Source organism: Microbispora bryophytorum (assembly GCF_006874465.1).
Taxonomy (GTDB): Bacteria; Actinomycetota; Actinomycetes; order Streptosporangiales; family Streptosporangiaceae; genus Microbispora; species Microbispora bryophytorum.
Genome location: NZ_VIRL01000013.1, coordinates 182,842 through 207,400 on the forward strand (window position 1 = coordinate 182,842; position 24,559 = coordinate 207,400).

A 24,559-nucleotide genomic window follows, 5' to 3' on the forward strand; every position below is an offset into this window, starting at 1 on the left:
GAACGGTTCCCCGTCTCGCGACACGGGTGCGGCCGCTCAGACTCGGTCACGCCGGCAGTTGACGAAGAGCTGGATTTCCGGCGGCGCCTGCGTGGTCGCCGGAGCGTACGAAAGGTGGTTCTCCGACAACACGCTGAAACCGGCGGCTTCGATGACCTCGCGCAACTCGTCACGCAGATATCCGGTCACCCGCACCGGAGCGCCGAGAAACTGGAAGGGCACGTCGTCGAGGTCGATTTCCACCATGCTCAGTGAGAACAGGCCGCCGGGGGCGAGCACGGCGTGGATCGCGCGCAGCGCCTGCTCGATCTCGGCCCGCGGCAGCATGAGCAGACTGAAGAAGGCCGTCACGGCGTCGAACGCGCCGAGCGAGCCGTCGAGGTCGAGCACGTCGCGTTCGACGAACGTCCCGGTCGGCACGTTTTTACGCGCCAGGTCCAGCATGACCGGGGAGATGTCGATGCCGGTCACCTCGCAGCCCGCCTCGGCGAACTGCTGTGCCGTGGGCGACCCCGTGCCGCAGCCGACGTCGAGGACGCGCGCCCCCGGCTTGAGCTGCTTGATCATCCACTCGCCGGCGGCCACCTGGCCTTCCTTGTGCGGAAACGCCTCGTCGTACCGGCCGCCGATGCGATTGAACGCCTCGGCCTGGATGGCCCGGTACTCCTGACGCGGATTGTCCGGTCCTGATTCGATTGTCATGGTCGCCGCCGTTGGTGATCAGCCGTCTTTTGCCTCCTTCTAGATAGGGGACCGCACCCGGACAAGTCAAGCCATTGCGTGGCTAAATAGGCATTTCGGCCAACAATTGTGTCAAAGATCGTTGTCAACTCATGGCCGGCACACCGATATGCCAGAGATGATCGACGAGGGCCGTGAGGCCGTACGCCCGCCGATGAACAGAACCGGCCGGCCCCGGCGGCGGAGAGTTTCGGACACACTGCGCACTGGCCTGAGCTCCGTTTTTTGGGCCACGCGGGCGACCGAGCGCTCGATGTAGCGGCCGGTCGGCCGCTCGCTCCGCCGGGCTCTCATTCGCCCGAACACATGCCAGCAGATCCCGGTATATCAAAATATCTTCTTCCATTTCGGCGGAAAGATCCCTAGCGTGGGCCGCCGTGACGATGCACACGGGCACGCTCCGCCCGCGCGGCGGAGAGCAGCGGGTCACGTTCACCGAGCTGTTCTTCGACCTCGTGTACGTGTTCGCGATCACTCAGCTCTCCCATCTGCTGCTCGGCCACCTGTCGGGGCGCGGCGCGGCGCAGACCCTGTTGCTGCTGCTCGCCGTCTGGTGGGCCTGGATCTACACCGCCTGGCACACGAACTGGTTCGACCCCGACCGCCCTTCGGTGCGGATCGTGCTGGTCGCCGTCATGCTCGCGAGCCTGGTCATGTCGGCGGCCCTCCCCCGGGCCTTCGGCGAGCACGGCCTGATGTTCGCCGGGGCGTACGTGGCCGTCCAGGTCGTCCGTACGGCGTGCTCGGTGGCCGCCGCGCCGCGGGGTCCGCTGCGGCGCAACCTGACGCGCGTGCTCGCCTGGGCGGTGCTGTCGGGGGTGTTCTGGATCGCAGGAGGCCTCGCGCACGGTCTGTCCAGGGAACTGCTCTGGGCGGCGGCGGTGGGGGCCGACCTGCTGGCCCCCTGGGTCGGGTTCGTCACCCCGGGCCTCGGCAGGTCGGCGACGACGGACTGGTCGATCGACGGCGCCCACCTGGCCGAGCGCTGCCAGCTCTTCCTGATCATCGCCTTCGGCGAGTCGATCCTGGTCACCGGGGCGACCTTCGCCGCGCACCCGTCCGCCGCCGCGGGCGCGGCCCTTCTCACCGCGTTCGGCGCGAGCGTCGGCCTGTGGTGGACCTACTTCGGCAGCAGCGCCGAGGCGGGCAGCCGGATGATCGCCGCGGCGGACGACCCGGGCCGGCTCGCCCGTTCGGCCTACACCTTCCTCCACCTGCCGATGGTCGCGGGCGTCGTCGTGTCGGCGGTGGCCGACGAACTCGTGATCCACCACCCGGGCGGGCACACCGCGCCCGGGACGGCGATCGCCGTGCTGGGCGGCCCCGCGCTCTTCCTCACCGGGCACGCGCTGTTCAAGCGGGCCGTCTGGGGGCGCGTCCCGAGGTCGCATCTGGTGGGGGTGCTCGTCCTCGCCGCCCTCGGGGCCCTGACGCCGCTGGTGCCGCCCCTGGCGCTCGCGGCCTGCGCCACCGCGACCGTGGCGGGCGTCGCCGCCCACGCGACCGTCGCCCGCCGCGGGGAGCCGCGGGCGCGTCGCCCCTGACCGCCACCACGACAGTCCTCCGCCTCTTCGGCATCCCTGAGGGAAACGGAGAACCGGCGCCACGGGGCGGATGGGAATGCCGCGCCCCGGAGCCCGCTCGCCGGCCTTCTGACATGAAAAAGGGCGGTCGATCGACCGCCCTCAAGGTGTTGTGGAGCTATGGGGATTCGAACCCCAGACCCCTTCCATGCCATGGAAGTGCGCTACCAGCTGCGCTATAGCCCCTTGCGACGCAGTCAGTGTATAGGAGTCCGCGCGAGGACGGTAACCGGATCCGGGCCCTCGTCCGCCGCCGAGGCGGCGGACGGGACGAGCGCCCCGGATCCGAGGGTGAGGGAGGGCGGCCAGGCCGCCCACCCCTCACTTCTTTCGGTCAGAACCCCTGCGCGAGCCGGTAGTAGGCCTGGTTCCACCGCAGTTCCTTGGTGAACTGGCGCGAGGTGGTCGCCTCGTCGATGACGAGCAGCTCGACGCCGAGCATGTCGGCGAAGTCGGTCAGCTCCTCGGACCCGACGGCCGAGGAGAGCACCGTGTGGTGCGGGGCCCCCGCCGTGATCCACGACTCGGTGGAGGTGCGCATGTCGGGCCGGGGCTTCCACACCGCACGGGCGACCGGCAGGGCGGGCAGCGGCTCGGGCGGGGCGACCACGTCGATCTCGTTGGCCACCAGCCGGAACCGCTCGCCCATGTCGGACAGGCCCACCACGACGGCGGGGCCGGGGGCGGCGTCGAACACGAGCCGCACCGGGTCCTCCCGGCCGCCGATGCTCAGCGGGTGGATCTCGCACGCGGGGGTGTCCGCGGCGATCGTCGGGCAGACCTCCAGCATGTGCGCGCCGAGGATGAGCTCCTCGCCCGGGGTGAGGTGGTAGGTGTAGTCCTCCATGAACGAGGTGCCGCCGGGCAGGCCCTCCGACATGACCTTGAGCGTGCGCAGCAGCACCGAGGTCTTCCAGTCGCCCTCGCCGCCGAAGCCGTAGCCGTCGCCCATGAGCCGCTGCACGGCCAGGCCGGGAAGCTGGCGCAGCCCGCCCAGGTCCTCGAAGTTCGTGGTGAACGCCTTGAAGCCGCCGCCCTCCAGGAAGTGCCGCAGGCCCAGCTCGATGCGGGCCGCGTAACGCAGCGAATCGTGCCGCTCCCCGCCCGCGCGCAGCTCCGGGGCCATCCGGTAGAGGTCCTCGTACTCCTTGACGAGGGCGGACACGTCGGCGTCCGCGGCGGCGTCCACGGCCTCGGCCAGCTCGTTGACGCCGTAGGTGTTCACCGACACCCCGAACCGCAGCTGCGCCTCGACCTTGTCGCCCTCGGTTACGGCGACGTCGCGCATGTTGTCACCGAAGCGGGCCAGGCGCAGCGAGCCGACCTCGGCCCGGCCGGCCGCGGCGCGGGCCCAGGTGGCGATCCGCGCCGCCACCGCCGGGTCGCTCACGTGGCCCGCGACGGTCTTGCGCGGCACGCCGAGGCGCGTCTGGATGTAACCGAACTCACGGTCGCCGTGGGCGGCCTGGTTGAGGTTCATGAAGTCCATGTCGATGGAGCTCCACGGCAGTTCCACGTTGGCCTGCGTGTGCAGGTGCAGCAGCGGCTTGCGCAACGCGTCCAGACCGGCGATCCACATCTTGGCCGGGGAGAACGTGTGCATCCACGCGATCAGGCCGATGCAGTCGTCGTCACCGTTGGCCTCAAGGCACACCCGGCGGATGGCCGCCGCGTCGGTGAGCACCGGCCGCCACTCGAGCTCGAACGGCAGCGCCTCGCCCAACTGCTCGGCGATGCGCTGGGACTGCTCGGCCACCTGCCGCAGCGTGTCCTCGCCGTACAGACCCTGGCTACCGGTCAGGAACCAAAGCTTCACAGGTGACTCCTCTGTCCATAGACGTTCTGATACCGGTCGTACAAGCGGTCGATGTCGCCCTGCGCGATCGGCAGGGGCTCACCGAGCTGCCGGGAGACATGCACGGTGCGGGCGACGTCCTCGCACATGACGGCGGCCTTGACGGCCGCCTTCGGCGAGTCGCCGATGGTGAACACGCCGTGGTTCTGCATCAGCACGGCGGGCGAACGGTGGCCGGACAGGGTCGCGACGATCCCCTTGCCGATGTCGTCGTTGCCGATGAGCGCGAACGGCCCGAGGGGGATCTCACCGCCGAACTCGTCGGCCATCGCGGTGAGCACGCACGGGATCGCCTCGCCGCGGGCCGCCCACGCCGAGGCGTACGTGGAGTGGGTGTGGACCACGCCGTTGACCTCCGGCATGTGCCGGTAGACGTAGGCGTGCGCCGCCGTGTCGCTGGACGGAGACAGGTCTCCCTCGACCAGGTTGCCGTCGAGGTCGCAGACCACGATCGACTCGGGAGTCAGGTCGTCGTAGGACACCCCGCTGGGCTTGATGACGAACAGGTCCTCGCCCGGCACCCTGCCCGACACGTTGCCGGCCGTCCAGACGACGAGGTTGTATCGCACCAGTTCGGCGTGGAGCCGGCAGACTTCCCTGCGAAGTTCATCGATCATGCACTGGCCTCGTTCCTGATAGCGCGCAGCCGGTGGAGCATCCCGCCGTCCGCGAAGTGGTCGTGCAACCTGCGGTACTCCGCGTACAGCCGGTCGTAGGCGTCGGCGCGCCCGGCGTCGGGCGCGTAGACGGCGGCTTGGCGCTTGCCCATGTCGGCCGCGGCCGCGGCGATGTCGGGGTAGGCGCCCGCGGCGACCGCCGCGTGGATCGCCGAGCCGAGGGCCGGCCCCTGGTCGGAGCCGATCACCGACAGCGGACGGCGCAGCACGTCGGCGTACGTCTGCATGAGGAAGCCGTTCTTGAGCAGGCCGCCGGCGACCACGAACTCCTCCACCGGGACCCCGGCCGCCTCGAACGTCTCCACGATCGTCCTGGCGCCGAACGCGGTGGCCTCGATGAGCGCCCGGTAGACGTCCTCGGGCCGGGTCGCGAGCGTCTGGCCGACGACGACGCCGGAGAGGGTGTGGTCGACCAGGACCGAGCGGTTGCCGCCGTGCCAGTCGAGGGCGATCAGCCCGTGCTGCCCGACCTTCTGCTCGGCGGCGAGGGAGGTGAGGTACTCGTGCAGCCCGAGCCCCGCCTCGGCGGCCCGGTCCGCGTACGACGCGGGCACGCAGTTGTCCACGAACCAGGCGAAGATGTCGCCGACGGCCGACTGGCCCGCCTCGTAGCCCCACAGTCCGGGGACGATGCCGTCGCGCACCACGCCGCACATGCCGGGAACCTCGGCGAGCTGGTCGGAGCACATGACATGGCAGGTGGAGGTGCCCATGATGGCGACCATCTGGCCCGGCCGCACGGCGTCGGCCGCCGCGGCGGTGACGTGGGCGTCGACGTTGCCGACCGCCACCGCGATCCCCTCGGGCAGTCCCGTCCACTCGGCGGCGAGCGCGGTCAGGCGGCCGGCGAGGCCGCCGAGCGGAGCGAGCTCCTGGCCGAGCTTGCGGGTGAAGCCGGAGAAGGCGGGATTGAGCGCGGCCAGGAAGTCCTCGGACGGATAGGCGCCGTCCTGGTGGACGGCCTTGTACCCGGCGGTGCAGACGTTGCGGGTCTCCACTCCGGTGAGCTGCCAGATGATCCAGTCCGCGGCCTCGATCCAGCGGTCGGCCCGGTCGTACATCTCCGGGTCCTCCTCCAGCAGCTGCAGGCCCTTGGCGAAGGCCCACTCGGAAGAGATCTTGCCGCCGTACCGGGGCAGCCACGCCTCGCCGCGCTCGGCGGCCAGCGCGTTGATGCGGTCGGCGTGCGACTGGGCCGCGTGGTGCTTCCACAGCTTCGGCCAGGCGTGCGGCCGCTCGGGAAACTCCTCGCACAACGGGTGGCCGTCGGCGGTGGCGGGCAGGATGGTGCAGGCCGTGAAGTCCGTGCCGATGCCGATCACCTGCTCGGCCGGGACCTGCGCGGCGGCCAGCGCCTTGGGCACCGCGTGCCGCAACACGTCGATCCAGTCCGCGGGCGACTGCAGAGCCCAGTCCGGCCCGAGGCGGACGCCGGAGCCCGGCAACGCCTCCTCGATCACGCGGTGGGCGTACTCGTGCACGGCGCTGCCCAGCTCCGCGCCATCGCTCACCCGCACGACCACGGCGCGGCCGGACAACGTGCCGTAATCCACACCGACCACATAACGATCACTGTCAACGTTCAACACACAACCTCCAGAGGCTCTTGCGCCGGCCATGCCCGGAGCGGGGACCACCGGCCGGCGATGCGGCCGGTGGTCCGAAACCGGTTTCTATCGATGTCCACGGCCATCAGCGCGAGGTGCCGGCCCTGCGCTTGGTCCACACGTCGAACGCCACCGCGGCGAGCAGCACGGCGCCCTTCACGAGCATGACCCGCTCGCTCGGCGAGCCGATCAGCGACATGCCGTTGTTGATCACCGCCATGATCAGGCCACCGGTGATCGCGCCGACCACCTTGCCCACGCCACCCTGCACGGCCGCGCCGCCGATGAAGGCCGCGGCGATCGCGTCCAGCTCGAAGCTGTTGCCCGCGGTGGGGCCCGCCTGGTTGAGCCGGCCGGCGAAGATGACACCGGCGATGGCCGACAGCACGCCCATGTTGACGAAGATCCAGAAGACCACCGACTTGACCTTCACGCCGGACATGACGGCCGCCTGCAGGTTGCCGCCGATGGCGTAGATCTGCCGGCCGAACACCGTGCGGTTCGCCATCAGCGAGTACGCCAGCACGAGCACCGCCAGCAGCACGAGCACCCACGGCAGGTTCTTGAAGCGGGCGAGCTGAACGACGAGGAAGAGGATCAGCGCGGCTCCTGCCGCGATCTTCAGCACGAACAGCGCCAGGGGGTCGACCGCCTGGCCGTAGCCCTTGCGTGCGCTCCGGGAGCGCCACTGCGCGAACGCCATGCCGACGATCGCGACGACGCCGACCAGCAGGCTGAACAGGTCGGCGCCCCCCAGCGGGCCGAGGCCGACGTTGCCCAGCCAGCCGTTGGTGAAGCCGTTGGCCAGCGTGCGGACCTGGTCGGGGAACGGACCGATGCCCTGGTTGCCCAGGACGGTGAGGGTCAGCGCCCGGAACAGCAGCATGCCGGCCAGCGTGACGATGAAGGCGGGAATGCCGAAGTACGCGATCCAGTATCCCTGCCAGGCGCCGATCAGCGCCCCGGCCACGATCGTGATCAGCAGGGCCGCCGGCCAGGGCACGCCCATGTTCACCATGAGCACCGCGGCCAGCGCGCCGGTGACCGCGACCACCGAGCCGACCGACAGGTCGATGTGGCCCGCGATGATGACCAGGATCATCCCGATCGCGAGGATCAGGATGTAGGAATTCTGGACGATGATGTTCGAGATGTTCTGCGGCTGCAGCAGTGCGCCGTCGGTCAGCACCGAGAACAACACGATGATCAGTGCGAAGGCGATGTAGATGCCGCTGGAGCGCAGGTTGAGCGACAGCCCGCCGACCGACACCCGGCCCGGCCGCCCCGGCGCTCCCCCGCCGCCCTTGGCGCCGACTTCCACGTCGGCGGGCGTGATGCTGCTCATGCGAGCTACTCCTGTCCCTTGGTCATGAGATACATGAGGCGTTCCTGCGTGGCCTCCTCGCGCGGCACCTCTCCGGTGACGCGCCCCTCCGAGAGCGTGTAGATGCGGTCGCAGAGGCCGAGCAACTCCGGCAGCTCAGACGAGATCACCAGCACGGCCTTGCCCTGCTCCGCCAGACGGTTGATGATCACGTAGATCTCGTACTTGGCGCCGACGTCGATGCCCCGTGTCGGCTCGTCGAGGATCAACACGTCCGGCTCGGTCAGGATCCACTTGGAGAGCACGACCTTCTGCTGGTTGCCGCCGCTCAGCTTTCCGACGACGCTGTCCACACTGGGCGCCTTGATGTTCATGCTCCCGCGGAACTGCTGGGCGACGCGGTACTCCTCGTACTCGTTCACCCAGCCGCGCCTGGACAGGCCCTTGAGCCAGGCCGCGCTGATGTTGCGCTTGATGTCCTCGATGAGGTTGAGGCCATATCTCTTGCGGTCCTCGGTGGCGTAGGCGACGCCGTGCCTGATCGCGTCCTGCACGGTGCGGAGCTCGACCTGCTTGCCGCCCTTGAAGACCCTGCCGGAGATGTGCACGCCGTACGTCCGCCCGAACACGCTCATCGCCAGTTCGGTGCGCCCGGCGCCCATCAGCCCGGCCAGGCCCACGATCTCACCACGCCGCAGCATGAGCGAGGCCCCGTCGACCACCTTCCTGCCGGGCTGGCTCGGGCTGTAGACCGTCCAGTCCTCGATGCGGAACGCCTCCTCGCCGATCGCCGGCGTGCGCGGCGGGAAGCGGTTGTCGAGGGCGCGGCCGACCATCCCGGAGATGATGCGGTCCTCGGTCACGCTGTCGGCGGCCATGTCCAGCGTCTCGATCGTGTGCCCGTCACGGAGGATCGTGACGGAGTCGGCGATCGCGATGACCTCGTTGAGCTTGTGCGAGATGATCACGCACGTGATGCCCTCGTCCCTGAGCCCGCGCAGCAGGTCGAGCAGGTGGGCCGAGTCCTCGTCGTTGAGCGCCGCGGTCGGCTCGTCGAGGATGAGGAGCTTGACCTCCTTCGACAGCGCCTTGGCGATCTCGACGAGTTGCTGCTTGCCCACGCCGATGTCGGAGACGGTCGTCGTGGGGTTCTCGCGCAGGCCGACCCGCTTCAGCAGCTCGCCGGCCTCGTAGTTGGTTCGGTTCCAGTCGATGATGCCGCGCCTGGCCCGCTCGTTGCCGAGGTAGATGTTCTCCGCGATCGACAGCTGCGGGCTGAGCGCGAGCTCCTGGTGGATGATGACGATGCCGGCGCGCTCGCTGTCGCGGATGCCGCCGAATTCGCAGCGATTTCCCTCGAAGACGATCTCGCCGTCGTACTGGCCGTGGGGATAGACCCCGGACAGCACCTTCATCAGCGTCGACTTGCCGGCGCCGTTCTCACCGCAGATCGCGTGGATCTCACCCCGCCGTACCGCCAGGTTGACGTCCTGCAGGGCCGTCACTCCGGGGAATGTCTTGGTGATCCCGCTCATTCGCAAGATGTGCTCGGTCATGTGCCCCCCGCTCAGGGAGGGCCCGGGGACTGCTCCCCGGGCCCCAATCCCTACTTGAGCTGGTCCTCGGTGTAGTAGCCGCTGCCGACGATGACGTCCTTGTAGTTGTCCTTGTCGACGACCACCGGGTCGAGCAGGTACGACGGGACGACCTTGTTGCCGTTGTCGTAGTCCTTCTCGTTGTTCACCTCGGGCTTCTGACCCTTCAGCACCGCGTCCGCCATCTTCACGGTCTGCTCCGCGAGCTTGCGGGTGTCCTTGAAGATGGTCGAGTACTGCTCACCGGCGACGATCGACTTGACCGACGCCAGCTCGGCGTCCTGGCCCGTCACGACCGGGTACGGCTGGCCGCTGGTGCCGTAGCCGGAGCTCTTGAGCGCCGACAGGATGCCGATGGACAGCCCGTCGTACGGCGAGAGCACACCGTCGACCTTGGCGTCACCGGTGTAGGTCTTGGTGAGGATGTCCTCCATGCGCTTCTGCGCCGTGGCGGGGTCCCACCGCAGGATGGCGGCCTGCTTGAAGTCGAGCTGGCCGCTCTTGACCTTCAGCGTGCCGTCGTCGATCTTCGGCTGGAGCACCGACATCGCGCCGTTCCAGAAGAAGGTGGCGTTGTTGTCGTCGGGCGAGCCGCCGAACAACTCGACGTTGAACGGGCCCTTCTCGCCGCCGTCGACGCCGAGACCCTTCAGCAGCGAGGTCGCCTGCTGCACGCCGACCTTGAAGTTGTCGAAGGTGGCGTAGTAGTCGACGTTCGGGCTGTTGCGGATGAGCCGGTCATAGGCGATGACCGGGATCTTGTTGTCCGCGGCCTCCTGCAGCTGCGAGGTGAGCGCGGTGCCGTCGATCGAGGCGATGATCAGGAGCTTGGCGCCCTTGGTGATCTGGTTCTCGATCTGGTTGACCTGGGTGGGGATGTCGTTCTCGGCGTACTGGAGGTCCACCTTGTAGCCGAGGCCTTCAAGCTGCTGCTTGACGTTGTCGCCGTCGTGGATCCAGCGCTCGGACGACTTGGTGGGCATGGTGACGCCGACCAGGGCTCCGGCGTTGCCTGCCGCGGACGACGCGGACGTGTCGGCGTCCACCGTCTTCTGGCTGGAGCCGCAGGCCGTCATGGTCGCGGCGAGCGCGATGGCGGACACCGCGCCCCCGATTCTCAACAACCTCATGTGCATCTCCTTGGTGGGGGCTGGCCGCGCAACTGTGTGCGGCCGATCGAAGGGGTAAGGCTTTTCCGCACGTCAGGGGGTTCGGCGGCGCGATCCGCCTGAGAATACGCGCTGAAGGAGAATAAAGACGAACAGCAGCATGCCGATGAAGATCCTGGTCCACCAGGAGCTGAGCGTGCCCTCGAAACTGATGATCGTCTGGATCAGCCCCAGCACGAGCACGCCGAGCACGGTGCCGATCAGGAAGCCGCTCCCGCCGGTCAGCAGCGTGCCGCCGATGACGACCGCGGCGATCGCGTCCAACTCCATGCCCACGGCGCTCAGCCCGTAGCCGGACAGGGAGTAGAAGGCGAACAGCAGACCGCCGAGAGCGGAGCAGAACCCGCTGATCGTGTAAACCGCGATCTTCGTACGGGCCACCGGCAGACCCATGAGCAGGGCCGACTGCTCGCTGCCGCCGGTCGCGTAGACGTTGCGGCCGAGCCGCGTGTAGTGCAGCACGTACGCCGCGATCACCACGACGACCACCGCGATCACCGCGCTCGGGGAGACCGACAGGTCGCCGCCGAGATTGACCCGCGTCTGGGCGATGTCGGTGAATGTCGGGTTGTCGATCGGGATCGACTCGGTGCTGATCGTGTAGCACAGGCCGCGGGCGAGGAACATGCCGGCCAGCGTGACGATGAACGGCTGGATCTCGAAGTAGTGGATGATGGCGCCCATCGCCAGGCCCAGCACCCCGCCGATCACCAGCACCAGGACCATGACGGCGTACGCCGGCCAGCCGTCCTTCAGCAGGCTGGCGCTCAGCATCGTGGCGAGCGCGACCACGGAACCGACCGACAGGTCGATGCCGCCGGTGAGGATCACGAACGTCATGCCGACCGCGACGACCAGCAGGAACGCGTTGTCGATGAAGACGTTGAGGATGATCTGCCCGGTGGCGAAGTTCTCGTAGCGGATGCCGCCCGTCACGAACATGGCCACGAACAGGCCCGCGGTCACCAGGACCGGGATGTACTTCTGCGGAATCGTACGGCGACGGTCCAGCAGACCGGTGATGCTCGTCACGCCGAGACCCTCACCTTCTCTTCGGGCGCCGCGGACGCCGCGACCGGGCGCCTGCGGCGGTGGAACACCTTCGAGCGGAAGGCCGGGGACTGGATCAGGCAGACGATCGTCACCACGAGCGCCTTGAACAGCAGCGTCGTCTCCGGCGGAACACCGATCGAGTAGATGGTCGTGGTCAGCGTCTGGATGATGAGAGCGCCCAGCACGGTGCCGCTCAGCGAGAACCGCCCGCCGGACAGTGGGGTGCCGCCGATGACCACGGCGAGGATCGCGTCCAGCTCGATCCACAGACCGGCGTTGTTGCCGTCGGCGCTGGAGACGTTCGAACTGATCATCAGGCCCGCGATGCCCGCGCACAGCCCGCAGAACGCGTACACCATGATGAGCACGCCGCGGGCGCTGATGCCGGCCAGGCGGCTCGCCTCGGCGTTGCCGCCGACCGACTCGATGAGCAGGCCGAGCGCCAGGCGCCGGGTGAGGAACGCGGTGAGCGCGAGCACGACCGCCACGATGATGATCCCGAACGGCAGCGTGAGCCAGTAGCCGCCGCCGATCAGCTTGTACGACGAGCTCTGGACCGTGGTGATCTGGCCGTCGGTGATGAGCTGGGCCAGTCCCCGCCCGGCGACCATCAGGATCAGCGTCGCGATGATCGGCTGGATCCCGATGCCCGCGACGAGGAAGCCGTTCCACAGGCCCAGGACCACCGACAGCACCAGCGCGATGCCCACGGCCGACAGCACGCCGGTCACCGAGTTCTGGTCGCTCAGGTCGCTGATCTGCATGCAGGCCAGCGCTCCCGCGATCGCCACGACCGACCCGACCGACAGGTCGATGCCGCTCGTGGCGATGACCAGCGTCATGCCGGTCGCGACCAGGATCAGCGGCGCGCCGAAGCGGAAGATGTCGATGAGGCTGCCGTAGAGATGGCCCTCCTTCATCTGGATTCTGAAGAAGCCGTCGGTGAAGACGAGGTTGAGCAGCAGCAGCGCGACCAGGACGACCACGGGCCAGAACAGGCGATGCTTCAGGATCCGGTTCATGATCGGGCTCCGCTCGCGATCGTCTCCGTCAGTGCGTCGGTGGTCAGGCCCTCGTCGTTGTCCAGCTCGGCGACCAGCCTGCGGTCGCGCAGCACGCCGACCTTGTGGCTGAGCCGCAGCACCTCCTCCAGCTCGGCGGAGATGAACAGCACGGCCATCCCGCCGTCCGACAGCTCGGCGACCAGGCGCTGGATCTCGGCCTTGGCGCCGACGTCGATGCCCCGGGTGGGCTCGTCGAGGATGAGCAGGCGCGGCTCCAGGATGAGCCAGCGGGCCAGCAGCACCTTCTGCTGGTTGCCGCCGCTGAGGTTCCTGACGAGCTGCTCGGGGTTGGCCGGGCGGATGTTCAGCGCGGTGATGTACTTGTCGACCAGCTCGTCCTGCTTGCGCCGCGGGATCGGCCGGGTCCAGCCGCGCACGGCCTGCAGGGCGAGGATGATGTTCTCGCGGACGGTGAGGTCGGGGATGAGCCCCTCGGCCCGCCGGTTCTCCGAGCAGAAGGCGAGATTCCGGGAGACCGCGGATCGGGGCGTGCGCAGGTTGACCTGCTCGCCGCCGATCTTCAAGGAGCCCGTGCCCGCGTGGTCGGCCCCGAACAGCAGCCGGGCGATCTCCGTACGGCCCGAGCCGAGCAGCCCGGCCAGGCCGACGACCTCACCCTCGTGGATGGTGAGCGTGAACGGCTCGATGGCCCCGGAGCGCCCCAGTTGCTCGGCCTCGACCAGCGGCGCGGCCTCGAGAGCGGACGGGCGGGCCTCCAGCTTCTCCAGGTCGGCCAGCTCGCGGCCGATCATCTTGCCGACCAGCTCGACCTGGCTCAGCTCACTGGTGCGGTATTCCCCCACGAGTGCGCCGTTGCGCAGGATCGTCATCCGGTCGGAGATCTCGTAGATCTGGTCGAGGAAGTGCGAGACGAACAGGATCGCGATGCCCTGTTCCTTCAGCCTGCGCATCACCCGGAACAGCTGGGCGACCTCGTCCGCGTCGAGGCTGGAGGTGGGCTCGTCGAGGATCAGCACCTTCGCGTCGATGTCCACGGCCCGCGCGATCGCCACCATCTGCTGGATCGCCAGCGAGTACGACGCCAGCGGGGCGGACACGTCGAGGTCGAGGTCGAGCCGGGAGAGGATCTCCACGGCCCGGCGGCGCATCGTCTTCCACTGGATCCGGCCGAAGCGGCGCGGCTCACGTCCGATGAAGATGTTCTCCGCCACCGACAGGTTGGCGCAGAGGTTGACCTCCTGGTAGACGGTGCTGATGCCCGCCTGCTGCGCGGCGAGCGGGCTGGAGAAGGCGACCCGCCTGCCCTCCAGCTCGATCTCTCCGGCGTCGATGTCGTGGACCCCGGTCAGCACCTTGATCAAGGTTGACTTGCCGGCGCCGTTCTCTCCCATGAGCGCGTGGACCTCTCCCGGCAGCAGCCGGAAGTCCACGCGGTCCAGCGCCTTCACGCCGGGGAACTGCTTGCCGATCCCGCTCATCCGCAGGATCGGCGCGGGTGCGGCCATGCGGTGCCCCTCTCCCGTGTTTCCGTGTCTCCCGCTCACCGTCGGGAGCGCGCCGCCCGCCCGGTCGTGCCGGAGGCACGCGATGCCACGCATTCGCGGCTCCCGCGCACTCCTCGGTCCAGACCGGCGGCGCGCCCCTACGGATCGCTCGATCCCTCAGGGCCGGGCCGCCCCCCGGTGGGGGCGGCCCGGTTTCCGGTCAGTACTTGCGGCTGGGCAGGACTTCCTTGGCCTGCTCCTGGGTGAAGGTGGTCTCCTCGGTGACGACCCGCTGAGGCACCTGCTCGCCGTTGACGACCTTCTTGGCGAGGTCCATGAGCTGCTTGCCCATCAGCGGGTTGCACTCGACGATGAAGTTGATCTTGCCGTCGGCGAGCGCCTGCATGCCGTCGTGGGTCGCGTCGGCAGTGATGATCTTGATGTCCTTGCCCGGGACCTTGCCCGCGCCCTCGATCGCCTCGATGGCGCCGAGACCCATGTCGTCGTTGTGCGCCCAGAGCACGTCGATGTCAGGGTTGGACTTGAGGAAGGCCTCCATGACCTCCTTGCCCTTGGCCCGGGTGAAGTCGCCGCTCTGCGAGGCGATGATGTGGAACTTCGGGTCGGCCTTGACGATCTCTTCGAAGCCCGACTTGCGGTCGTTGGCCGGCGCCGACCCGGTGGTGCCCTCCAGCTGGACGATGTTCACGTCGTCCTTGCTGTCCTTGTACTGGTCGACCAGCCACTGACCGGCCTTCTTGCCCTCCTCGATGAAGTCGGAGCCGAGGAAGGTCTTGTACAGGCTGGTGTCCTGGGAGTCCACGGCCCGGTCGGTGAGGATGACCGGGATCTTCGCGTTCTGCACCTCCTTGAGGACGGTGTCCCAGCCCGACTCCACGACCGGCGAGAAGGCGATGACGTCGACCTTCTGCTGGATGTAGGAGCGGATCGCCTTGATCTGGTTCTCCTGCTTCTGCTGCGCGTCGGAGAACTTCAGGTCGACACCCGCCTCCTTGGCGGTCTCCTGGATGTCCTTGGTGTTGGCGGTACGCCAGCCACTCTCCGCGCCGACCTGGGCGAAGCCCATCACGATCTTGCCGTCTTTCGCGCCACCGCCGGACGAACCGACGCTGCTGTCGCCGCTGTCGCTGCTACCGCAACCGGTCATCGTCAGGGCCGTGGCACCGGCCAGGATCAGTGCCGAGATCCTCTTCAACACTGTGGGATCCTTTCTAAAGTGAGCGCTAACACCTACGGTGCAGCGCTGATCATCCAATGTGTCTCCGTGCGGCTAGCGCGCGGCTGTGCTTCCCCTGAGTACGAACTGGGGAGGCACGACGAGGCGCTCATGAGGGAGCCCCTCGCCCGACTCGATCTGCCGGAGCAGTACGTCGATGCTGCGCCTGCCTACGGCCCCGAAGTCCTGTCTTATGGTCGTGAGCGGCGGGGAGAAGAACTCCGATTCAGGGATGTCATCGAAGCCCACGATGCTGATCTGCTCGGGGACCTTCACCCCCTCCTCCGTGAACGCGCGCAGGAGGCCGAGCGCCATCTGGTCGTTGGCGACGAACACCGCGGTGACGTCGCCGGCCATGGCGGCGAGCTCCTTGCCGGCCCGGTAGCCCGATCGGGGGCTCCAGTCACCGGTCAGCATGCCGGGGATGGGCCGCCCCGCGGCGGTCAGTGCCGCGCGCCAGCCCTCGATCCGGCCCTCGGCCTCCAGCCAGTCCGCCGGGCCGCTGATGTGCCAGACGGTCTCGTGCCCCAGCTCCAGCAGGTGCGAGGCCGCCAGCCTGGCGCCCTCGACCTGGTCGACGCTGACCGCGGAGACCTCGCCCTGGTGCCAGCCCTCGACGGCCACGGCGGGCATGCCCGCCGGCAGGTCGTCGAGTGCCCGGGCCGCCGACCGCTGCGGGGCGACGACGACTATGCCGTCCACGCCCTGCTCGGCGAGGTAGCCGATCGCGTCGTTCACGCCGGCCCTGTCGATCGTCCGCAGACTCACGATGCTCACGAAATAGCCCGCGTCCCTCGCGGCCTGCTCGATTCCGTATACCGTGCTTGCCGGGCCGTACAGCGTCGTGTCGAAGCTGACCACGCCCAGCGTGCGCGAGTGCTTGGTGACCAGTGCCCGGGCGACGAGGTTGCGGCGGTAACCGAGCTGGTCGATGGCCCGCATGACCCGGGTACGGGTCTCGGCGCGGACGTTCGGATGGTCGTTGAGCACCCGCGAGACCGTCTGGTGCGACACTCCGGCCAGCCTGGCCACGTCGGCCATGACGGGCGGGCGGCGGTCGACGTTGGGTCTCACTGGCGCTCCTCTCAACTGCTTGAGGAAGACTGTGAGCGTTAACACGACCCCCCGTCAAGGAGATGGCCCATCACGGTCCGGTCACACCGAAACATCGCGTTCACGTCCTATTGACGGACATGCCACATGACCTTTAACTGGGGTCCGAATCCCATTTGTTAGCGCTCACTTCGCGACTATCTCGTTATGTTATCGCTATCAAAAACCGGAGGAGCCCCCCGAATGAGCAGAAGGGCCTTGTCACTGGCCTTGTCGGCGGCCATGGTGAGCGGTGTCGTGAGCGGCGCGCTCTCCACCACACCCGCTCAGGCCGAAACCGCCGCCCCGATCCCCGCCGGCGCGTCCGTCGACCAGTTCGACGCCACCACGCTCGGTCCCGACTGGCAGGTTCTCAACCCCGACGACACCCAGTGGTCCCTCGGCGAGCAGCCCGGCAGCCTGCGCATCCACTCGCTGAAGGGCGACACCTACCAGACCGACAACTCGGCCAGGAACATCTTCCTCATGGACGTCCCCGCCGGGGACTTCGAGGTCGTCACGAAGTTCAGCGCCCCGGTCGCGCTCGACTACCAGAGCGCCGGCATCTTCGCCTGGCAGGACTGGGACAACTACGTCCGCGCCGGTCTCGCGCACGTCGGCTCGTCCGGGGGCAACGTCATCGAGACCGACGCCGAAGTGAAGGCGGCCTTCACCGCGGCCTTCGCGAGCCGCGCCGGGTCCTCGGGCGAGACGCTCAAGCTGGCGAGGTCGGGCGACGAGTTCACCTCGTCCTACTGGGACGGCTCCGCCTGGGTGCAGGCGTCCAAGGTCACCGCCGCGCTGGACGTCAAGCAGGTCGGCCTGTTCGCGCTGTCCGCGCAGAACGGCACCCCGATCGCGGCCGACTTCGACTACTTCGCGGTCAAGGCGGCCGAGGGCAGGGCGGTCGTCCCGTCCGGCCCGTTCACGCTGCGCGCGGCCGGCTCCGCGCCGTACCTGTCGGCCGCCGGGGACGGGCGGGTGGTCGCCTCCGGCGCCCAGGGCATGACGAGTCTCGCGGTCACCGCCGAGGACAAGGGCGACGGCACGGTCGCGCTCAAGGACCTGAACGGCAAGGGCTACCTGGGGGTCGCCGGAGACTCCACACTGCGCCTCGGTTCGACCGCTGGATCGTTCCAGCTCCGTGACGCCGGCGGCGGCAAGGTGTATCTGTCGGCCGGGGACAGGCGGGTCGCGGTCACCGACGGCAGGCTGGTCGCCACCGGCGGGAACACAACAACACAGACCTCAACAACACAGGTTGTACCAACACAGTTTGTAACAGCACAGGGCACGAAGTTCCAGGTCGAGGGATACGCCAAGGACACCGGCGAGCTCACGGTGGACACCACCGCCGCCGGCACCAAGGTCAGCCCCAACCTGTACGGCATCTTCTACGAGGACATCAACCACGCGGCCGACGGCGGCCTGTACGCCGAGCTCGTGCAGAACCGGTCCTTCGAGTTCAACTCGGTCGACAACCGGAACTACAACGGCCTCACCGCGTGGACCAAGGTCGGGCGCGGCGGCGCGGCCGGCACGGCCGCGGTGTCCGGCGACCAGCCGCTCAACGGCGACAACCGCAACTTCCTGCGGCTGGACATCACCAGCCCCGGCACCGGTTTCGGCGTGAGCAACGCCGGCTTCAACAAGGGCATCGCGGTCCAGGCCGGCAAGACCTACGACCTGTCGCTGTTCGCCCGGCGCACCGCCGGCGGCCCGATCACCGCGTCCATCGAGAGCGCCGACGGCTCCAAGGTGTACGGCACGGCCACGATCGACGTCCAGCCGTCCGGCTGGAAGAAGTACACCGCGACGATCACCGCGAGCGAGACCACCGACGCCGCGCGCCTGGTCGTGCTGGCCGGCGGCACCGGCCGGGCCGACCTCGACATGATCTCGCTGTTTCCCGAGGACACCTTCAAGGGCCGTCAGAACGGCATGCGCAAGGACATCGCCGAGACGACCGCCGCTCTCAAGCCGCGGTTCCTGCGCTTCCCCGGCGGCTGCGTGACCAACGTCGGCACCTACGACCCGTACTCGCTCAACCAGGACCGGCGCCGCATCTACCAGTGGAAGGAGACGATCGGCCCGGTCGAGGAGCGGCCGACCAACTTCAACTTCTGGGGCTACAACCAGTCGTACGGCATCGGCTACTACGAATACTTCCAGTTCGCGGAGGACCTGGGCGCCGAGCCGCTGCCGGTGCTGTCGGTGGGCGTCAACGGCTGCAACGAGAACCGGCCGCTGACCGACGAGGCCAAGCTCCGGCAATGGGTCCAGGACACGCTCGACCTCATCGAGTTCGCCAACGGCCCCGCCGACTCCACCTGGGGTGCCAAGCGGGCCGCCATGGGCCACCCCAAGCCGTTCGACCTGAAGTACATCGGCCTCGGCAACGAGGAGATCTACCCCGAGTTCTTCACGAACTTCCCCAAGTTCGCGAGCGCGATCCGGGCCGAATACCCGAACATCGAGATCCTCTCGAACGCCGGCCAGTCGTCCCAGGGCAGCTGGTTCGACCGCATGTGGCAGTTCGCGCGTGACCAGAAGGCCGACCTGGTCGACGAGCACTACTACAACGACCCGAGCTGGTTCCTGGCCAACAACCACCGCTACGACACCTACGACCGCAGTGGCCCGCACGTGTTCGTCGGCGAGTACGCCTCGAAGGGCAACACGTACTGGAACGCGCTGACCGAGGCGTCGTACCTGACCGGCATCGAGCGCAACTCCGACGTCGTCGAGCTGGCGTCGTACGCGCCGCTGCTGTCCAACGTCGACTACGTCAACTGGACGCCGGACCTCATCTGGTTCGACAACGACCAGGTGTACGGCTCGCCCAGCTACTACGTGCAGCGCATGTTCTCCCGCAACGTGGGCGACACCGTGCTGCCGAGCACCTACAACGCGAGCCCGCTGCCGGTGGACGACATCAGGGGCGCCATCGGCCTCGGCTCCTGGAGCACGCAGGTCCGCTACGACGACGTCAAGGTGACCGGGGCCGACGGCACGGTCCTGTTCTGCGACGACTTCTCCGACGGCACGGGCGAATGGACTCCCGGCCAGGGCACGTGGGCGGTGCAGGACGGCGCGTACGTCCAGACGGCCGACGTGACCGACGCCCGGTCCACGGCCGGCTCGACGGACTGGTCCGACTACACGCTGGAGGTCACGGCACGCAAGACCGGCGGCGCCGAGGGCTTCCTGGTGATGTTCGGCGCGAAGGACACCGGCGACTTCTACTGGTGGAACATCGGCGGCTGGAACAACACCCAGTCGGCCGTCGAGAAGGCGACGAACGGCGCCAAGTCGTCGATCGCGACGTCGAGCACCACGGTCCAGACCGGCCGCGACTACAAGATCAAGATCCAGGTCGCCGGGCGGCGCATCACCACGTGGCTGGACGGCCAGAAGGTCAACGACTTCATCGACAACGCCGCCGTCGAGCCGCTCTACCAGGTGGTCTCGAAGGACGGCGACACCGGCGACGTGGTGATCAAGGCCGTCAACGTCCAGGACACCGCCGTGCGCAGCACGGTCGACCTCGGCACCGCCCCGATCGCGCCGAAGGCCGTCGTCACCTCGCTCACGGGTGACCCCGCCGCCGTGAACTCGCTCACCGAACCCACGAAGATCGCCCCTGTCGAGCGGGAGGTGAGCGGATTCTCCTCCGCCTTCACCTACGACTTCCCGGCCCACTCGGTGACGTTCATCCGCCTCGGCAGGGACACCCGGGCCGGCAGCACCGTCACCGCCCACGCCTCACCCACGCAGGTGAAGCAGGGCAAGAAGGTCCAGGTCCACTACAGCGTGGACCCGAAGGGCGCGACCGGTGAGGTGACCGTGTCCGAGGGCGCGACGATCCTCGGCGAGGGGACGCTCAACCCGGGCGGCCAGGGCAAGACCGAGCTCGGCCTCCACCTGCCGGCCGGCACGCACCAGCTCGCCGTCTCCTACTCCGGCGACGCCCGCTTCCGGCCGTCGGCCACCACGGTGACGCTGGAGGTGAAGCCGTAACACGCGGCCGTCCGGGGTGCGCCATCGCCCCGGGCGGCTCCTCCCCCGCGGCGGCAGGCGTGGACACGCCTGCAGCGCTCCACCCGTGCCCGATCACCGAGGCGGGCGCACGCCTTTTCAGCGGCTGACGCCGGTGCTCTCCCTCACCACGAGTTCGGGCTCCACCATGCGCCTGGCCTCGCCTTCCCCCCCGGCGATACGGTCGAGCAGGAGCTGGAACGCCTGCCTGCCGACCTCGCCGAAGTTCTGCCGTACGGTGGTCAGAGGCGGCCAGAAGTAGGCCGCCTCGGGAACGTCGTCGAACCCGACGACGCTCACGTCCTCGGGGACCCGCCGGCCCATCTCCCGCAGGGCTCGCAGCACACCCATCGCCATGTGGTCGTTGGCCACGAAGATCGCCGTTACGTCGGGCTCGTGGGCGAGGCGCTTGCCGATCTCATAGCCGGAGTAGGCGGTCCAGTCGCCGACCAGCAGCTCGGGAACCTCCCTGCCCTCCGCCTCCAGCACCGACCGCCAGCCGGCCACCCGGCCGCTCGCGTCGATCCAGTTGGGCGGGCCCGACAGGTGCCGGACGGTCCGGTGACCGAGACTGAGCAGGTGGCGGGTGGCGCGGGCGGCACCGGCGTACTGGTCCACCGCCGCCACCGGCACCGGCAGGTCCGTTCCCCCGCCGACGTCGACCACCGGAAGGCCCGGGGGAAGGTTCCGGAGCCCCTCGGCGGCCGACTCGTGCGGTGCGACGACGATGACGCCGTCCACCGACTGGGACCGCAGGCGGTCGATTCCCCTGGTGATCCAGGTGCGGTTGAGCGCGGGCAGGCTGGCGATGCTGACCAGGTAGTCGCTGTCTCTGGCCGCCTGCTCGATGCCGAACAACGTGGAGGCCGGGCCGTACAGGGTGGTGTCGAAGCAGACGACCCCCAGCACTCCCGAGCGGCCGGTCACCAGGACCCGCGCCGCCGAATTGGGCCGATAGTCGAGCTCGCGGACCGCCGCGAGAACGCGCGCCCGAGTCTCCGGGCGCACCTTCTCCGGGGCGTTCAGCACTCTCGACACCGTCATCGCCGAGACGCCTGCCAGCTCCGCGACGTCCTCCATGACCGCCGCCTTCGGGCGTTCGGTCGGGCTCTCTCCAGGCCGGACCTTCGTCATCCGCCGCGCCCCGCTCATTCCGGATCAGGTTTCCTGACTGTTTGCGATAACAGCGAGCCGTGTCAATACTGTGATGATCACTGTTCCGTCACGAGCCCGATGGGGAACGTTCCGCCTGGTGACCGCGTGCGCGCACTCCCCAGCTCATGGTATCGCTAACAGGCTCTCCGGCCCCTGCGTTAGCTCCGGGCGTCGCGAAGTTCCCTTCCGGCGAGCCAGGCGAGGGCGCACCCGAGCACGGCCGCCCCGCCCACCTGCACGGCGGACAGGCGCTCCCCCAGCAGCACGACGCCGATGACGGCGGCGACCAGCGGTTCGAGCAAGGACAGGACCGCCGCCGTGGTGCCGCCGACGACGCGCAGCCCGGCGAAGAACAGCCCGTACGCGAGCGCCGTCGGCACGGCCGCCAGGTAGCCGAGCAGCAGCACGCTGACCACGGCGTGCCCGGCGGGCAGCAGCCCTCCGGCGGCGGCGAGCGGGAGCAGGCAGGCCGCGCCTCCGGCGAACCCCCACACGGCCACGCCGTCGGCGGGCATCCGGCGGGTCGTCAGGGTGACGAGGGAGTAGGCCGCCGCCGACAGCAGCGAGTAGCCGACGCCCGCCGGAGTGACCGCCTGCGCGCCTCCCGTGAGCATGGCCAGGCCGGCGACGGCGAGCGCGGCGCATCCGAGGCCGGTACGGCCCAGCGACTCGCCCAGGAAGACCCGGCCGGCGGCCGCCACCAGGACCGGGGTGGCGCCCATCGTGATCATCGTGGCGACCGCGACCCCGGCCTCGGCGATGGCCGCGAAGTAGGCCGCCTGGCACACCGCCATCGCCGGGCCGACGAGCAGCACCGCCCGCCAGGAGGGGCGGCTGCGGGCGACCGCGAGCAGGAGCACCGCGCCGCAGACGAAGCGCCAGAACGACACGGCGACGGGACTCAGCTGTCCCGCGCCGTGCAGCAGCGCTCCCGCCGGTCCTCCGGTCCCCCAGGCGACCGCGGCGGTGGACACGTAGACGAGGCCCTGCCGTACGGACAGGGCTGGAGCATGGTTCATCGATGTCTCTCCAGTGAGGTGGGCCCGATTCCCGCAGGCGGGCAGGGGCCACCGGCCGGGCCGCCCGGGCCCGGCTCACCGGATGACGCCGCCCGCTAGCGAGCGGGCGGCGGAGAGACGATCAATGTCACGCGGGCACCGTAACGTGTCCGCACGTTCGGCCGCATCACCATTTGGGCACTTTCGGGGGTGCCGGTGCGCGCGGCGGGAGCCCGAAGGCTTAGTCTTGCATCGTGGCAGCCCGAGGCGAGGTCAGGTCGCCTCGGGCTGTCCGCTTCAGGAAGCCGAGGATGCGCGACCAGGCGTCGGCGCAGGCCTCGGCCAGCTCCGGGCGGCCCAGCTCGAAGAAGCTGTGCGGGGCTTCCGCGTAGGTGACGAACTCGTGCGCCACCCCCGCGCCTTCCAGCGCCTGGCCGAACGCGCTCACCACCTCGGGGGAGATGCCCTCGTCCGCGCCTGCGAACAATCCCAGGATCGGTCCGCGCAGCTCACCCGCCATCTGGGTGGGGCCGGGGTTGCCGAACAACACGTCCGGATATCCGTACAGGCCAATTGTGCCGGCGACCCCGAATGCGGGCCGGGCCGTCATGAACGCGAGCCTGCCGCCGAAGCAGAAGCCGAGGGAGACGATTTCCTTGTCGCTTTCGGCGCGCAGGTGTGCGACTCCGGCGGCGATGTCCGCGAACAGCCCGTCTTTGTGCGCCTTGCCCAGGTGCTCCATGAAGGGGAAGTCGGCGGTCCGCGGGCCGGTCCCGGCCGTCCGCCCGAAATAGTCGATGACGAGTGCGGTGTGCCCCTGCTCGGCGAGCCGTTCGGTGAGGCGCTCGTAGAATCCCGACAAGCCCCGGTTGTCCGGCAGGACGAGCACCGCAGGACCGGACGCGTGGCCGGGGCGGGACAGATGAGCCGCGAAGTTCGCGCCGTCGGCCGAGGTCAGCACGAGGCGTTCGGACGTGACGGTCGTGATCGGAGAACCGTGGACGGGCGGCACGGCATCGGGCTCGTAACACACGGGCGACATCCCTTTCGATTGATGCGATGAGATACGCCCGCGAGTTTATAACAATGTTTTTCCATCATATCAGGGCTAAATAAATTACCGATCACTCGCATATAACATATAGGCCCGCCTCTCGATTCGCGAGAGGCGGGCCTATTACGCGTGCTGTCTGATCAGATCACCGGGCCGGGCGTGTCGCGCGGCGGGATCGGGCCGGTGCCGGGGGCGGGACCCGTGCCGGGAGCCGGGGGGATCGGGCCGGTGCCGGGCGGCGGCAGCGGCGTCTCGCGCGGATACTCGGGGTTCACGGTCCGGGGCGGCATCGGCTCGCCGATGTCGTAGCCCGTGCCGGAGCCGCCGGTGCCCAGGCCGCCCTGCTGGTGCGGGCCGGGGACCTCACCGCGCCAGCCGCCGGTCTCGCCGCCGCGTGACTCGATGAACGTCTTGAAACGCTCCAGGTCGCCCTTGACGCGCATGCGGACGATCTGCAGAGCGTCCGCCGCCTTCTCCAGGAAGCCCTCGGGGTCGTACTCCATCTGCAGCGTGACCCGGGTCGTGCCGTCGTCGATCCGGTGGAAGGTGACGACGCCGGCCTGCCGCGGCGCGTCCACCGAGCGCCAGGCCACCCTCTCGTCGGGGTGCTGCTCGGTGATCTCCGCCTCGAACTCACGGCGGACGCCCGCGATCTCGACGACCCAGTCGGTGCGCGTGTCGCCGATCTGTTTGACCGACTCCACGCCCTCCATGAACTCCGGGAAGCTCTCGAACTGCGTCCACTGGTTGTACGCGGTGCGGATCGGGACATTCACATCGACTGACTGCTCGATCGAGCTCATGCCTTCTCCTTCTCTCGTGGGTTTCTGCACTACCGCCTGCCCCGAGACAAGGACGTAAACCCGTGCACG

Annotated in this window: 18 protein-coding genes and 1 tRNA gene; 2 read left to right on the plus strand and 17 right to left on the minus strand. The window is 68.9% G+C overall.

Going from position 1 to position 24,559, the window contains the following annotated elements:
• Nucleotides 1–36 precede the first annotated feature (36 nt).
• The gene (locus FLX07_RS22875) at nt 37–702 is read right to left on the minus strand and encodes a class I SAM-dependent methyltransferase (RefSeq protein ID WP_142573185.1); all 666 of its coding nucleotides are present in this window, start codon (nt 700–702) and stop codon (nt 37–39) included.
• A 422-nt stretch (nt 703–1,124) separates the two neighbouring features.
• Here FLX07_RS22875 and FLX07_RS22880 point away from each other — a divergent pair, with 422 nt between their 5' ends.
• A complete protein-coding gene (locus FLX07_RS22880) occupies nt 1,125–2,285 on the plus strand; it encodes a low temperature requirement protein A (protein WP_142573304.1) in 1,161 nt (386 codons plus the stop codon).
• Nucleotides 2,286–2,437: 152 nt separating this feature from the next.
• Here FLX07_RS22880 and FLX07_RS22885 read toward each other — a convergent pair.
• The 12 genes from FLX07_RS22885 to FLX07_RS22940 all read right to left on the minus strand — a co-directional run bounded on the left by FLX07_RS22885 (nt 2,438) and on the right by FLX07_RS22940 (nt 16,391).
• Nucleotides 2,438–2,510 (minus strand) — tRNA-Ala (locus FLX07_RS22885).
• Between the two features lie 148 nt (nt 2,511–2,658).
• Nucleotides 2,659–4,140 carry an L-arabinose isomerase gene (gene araA, locus FLX07_RS22890; RefSeq protein WP_142573187.1) on the minus strand — a complete coding sequence of 494 codons (1,482 nt, stop codon included), beginning with the start codon at nt 4,138–4,140 and terminating at the stop codon, nt 2,659–2,661.
• The gene (locus FLX07_RS22895; RefSeq protein ID WP_142573189.1) at nt 4,137–4,796 is read right to left on the minus strand and encodes an L-ribulose-5-phosphate 4-epimerase; all 660 of its coding nucleotides are present in this window, start codon (nt 4,794–4,796) and stop codon (nt 4,137–4,139) included. Before FLX07_RS22895 ends, araA begins: the two co-directional genes overlap by 4 nt.
• Nucleotides 4,793–6,475 (minus strand): ribulokinase, encoded by a 1,683-nt coding sequence (gene araB, locus FLX07_RS22900; protein ID WP_142573192.1) that lies wholly within the window; start codon nt 6,473–6,475, stop codon nt 4,793–4,795. Before araB ends, FLX07_RS22895 begins: the two co-directional genes overlap by 4 nt.
• 73 nt (nt 6,476–6,548) lie before the next feature.
• The gene (gene mmsB, locus FLX07_RS22905) at nt 6,549–7,808 is read right to left on the minus strand and encodes a multiple monosaccharide ABC transporter permease (protein ID WP_189105047.1); all 1,260 of its coding nucleotides are present in this window, start codon (nt 7,806–7,808) and stop codon (nt 6,549–6,551) included.
• A gap of 5 nt (nt 7,809–7,813) precedes the next feature.
• A complete protein-coding gene (gene mmsA / locus FLX07_RS22910) occupies nt 7,814–9,343 on the minus strand; it encodes a multiple monosaccharide ABC transporter ATP-binding protein (protein ID WP_142573194.1) in 1,530 nt (509 codons plus the stop codon).
• A gap of 50 nt (nt 9,344–9,393) precedes the next feature.
• On the minus strand, nt 9,394–10,512 hold the full coding sequence (chvE, locus tag FLX07_RS22915) for a multiple monosaccharide ABC transporter substrate-binding protein (protein WP_142573196.1): 1,119 nt from the start codon (nt 10,510–10,512) through the stop codon (nt 9,394–9,396).
• Nucleotides 10,513–10,584: 72 nt separating this feature from the next.
• Complete coding sequence (yjfF, locus tag FLX07_RS22920; protein ID WP_229689890.1) at nt 10,585–11,583, minus strand: galactofuranose ABC transporter, permease protein YjfF; 999 nt, start codon at nt 11,581–11,583, stop codon at nt 10,585–10,587.
• Nucleotides 11,580–12,626 (minus strand): ABC transporter permease, encoded by a 1,047-nt coding sequence (locus FLX07_RS22925; protein WP_142573198.1) that lies wholly within the window; start codon nt 12,624–12,626, stop codon nt 11,580–11,582. Before FLX07_RS22925 ends, yjfF begins: the two co-directional genes overlap by 4 nt.
• On the minus strand, nt 12,623–14,134 hold the full coding sequence (locus tag FLX07_RS22930; protein ID WP_142573200.1) for a sugar ABC transporter ATP-binding protein: 1,512 nt from the start codon (nt 14,132–14,134) through the stop codon (nt 12,623–12,625). The genes FLX07_RS22925 and FLX07_RS22930 overlap by 4 nt, the downstream gene beginning before the upstream one ends.
• Nucleotides 14,135–14,333: 199 nt before the next feature.
• Nucleotides 14,334–15,332, minus strand: coding sequence for an ABC transporter substrate-binding protein (locus FLX07_RS22935; RefSeq protein WP_208762333.1), 999 nt, complete (start codon nt 15,330–15,332; stop codon nt 14,334–14,336).
• Between the two features lie 72 nt (nt 15,333–15,404).
• On the minus strand, nt 15,405–16,391 hold the full coding sequence (locus FLX07_RS22940) for a LacI family DNA-binding transcriptional regulator (protein WP_142573312.1): 987 nt from the start codon (nt 16,389–16,391) through the stop codon (nt 15,405–15,407).
• A gap of 255 nt (nt 16,392–16,646) precedes the next feature.
• On the opposite strand from FLX07_RS22940, the gene FLX07_RS22945 reads away from it, so the two are divergent.
• Nucleotides 16,647–20,462 (plus strand): alpha-L-arabinofuranosidase C-terminal domain-containing protein, encoded by a 3,816-nt coding sequence (locus FLX07_RS22945; RefSeq protein WP_167748362.1) that lies wholly within the window; start codon nt 16,647–16,649, stop codon nt 20,460–20,462.
• A 117-nt stretch (nt 20,463–20,579) separates the two neighbouring features.
• Here the strand turns inward: FLX07_RS22945 and FLX07_RS22950 are convergent, their stop codons facing one another.
• The 4 genes from FLX07_RS22950 to FLX07_RS22965 all read right to left on the minus strand — a co-directional run bounded on the left by FLX07_RS22950 (nt 20,580) and on the right by FLX07_RS22965 (nt 24,490).
• The gene (locus FLX07_RS22950) at nt 20,580–21,560 is read right to left on the minus strand and encodes a LacI family DNA-binding transcriptional regulator (protein ID WP_223853610.1); all 981 of its coding nucleotides are present in this window, start codon (nt 21,558–21,560) and stop codon (nt 20,580–20,582) included.
• 233 nt (nt 21,561–21,793) lie between these two features.
• Nucleotides 21,794–22,654, minus strand: a complete 861-nt coding sequence (locus tag FLX07_RS22955; RefSeq protein ID WP_142573204.1) for a DMT family transporter — start codon at nt 22,652–22,654, stop codon at nt 21,794–21,796.
• Nucleotides 22,655–22,874: 220 nt separating this feature from the next.
• Entirely contained in the window at nt 22,875–23,675 is an 801-nt protein-coding gene (locus FLX07_RS22960) for a dienelactone hydrolase family protein (protein ID WP_142573206.1), read from the minus strand.
• A 152-nt stretch (nt 23,676–23,827) separates the two neighbouring features.
• Nucleotides 23,828–24,490, minus strand: coding sequence for an SRPBCC family protein (locus FLX07_RS22965; RefSeq protein ID WP_142573207.1), 663 nt, complete (start codon nt 24,488–24,490; stop codon nt 23,828–23,830).
• Nucleotides 24,491–24,559 lie beyond the last annotated feature (69 nt).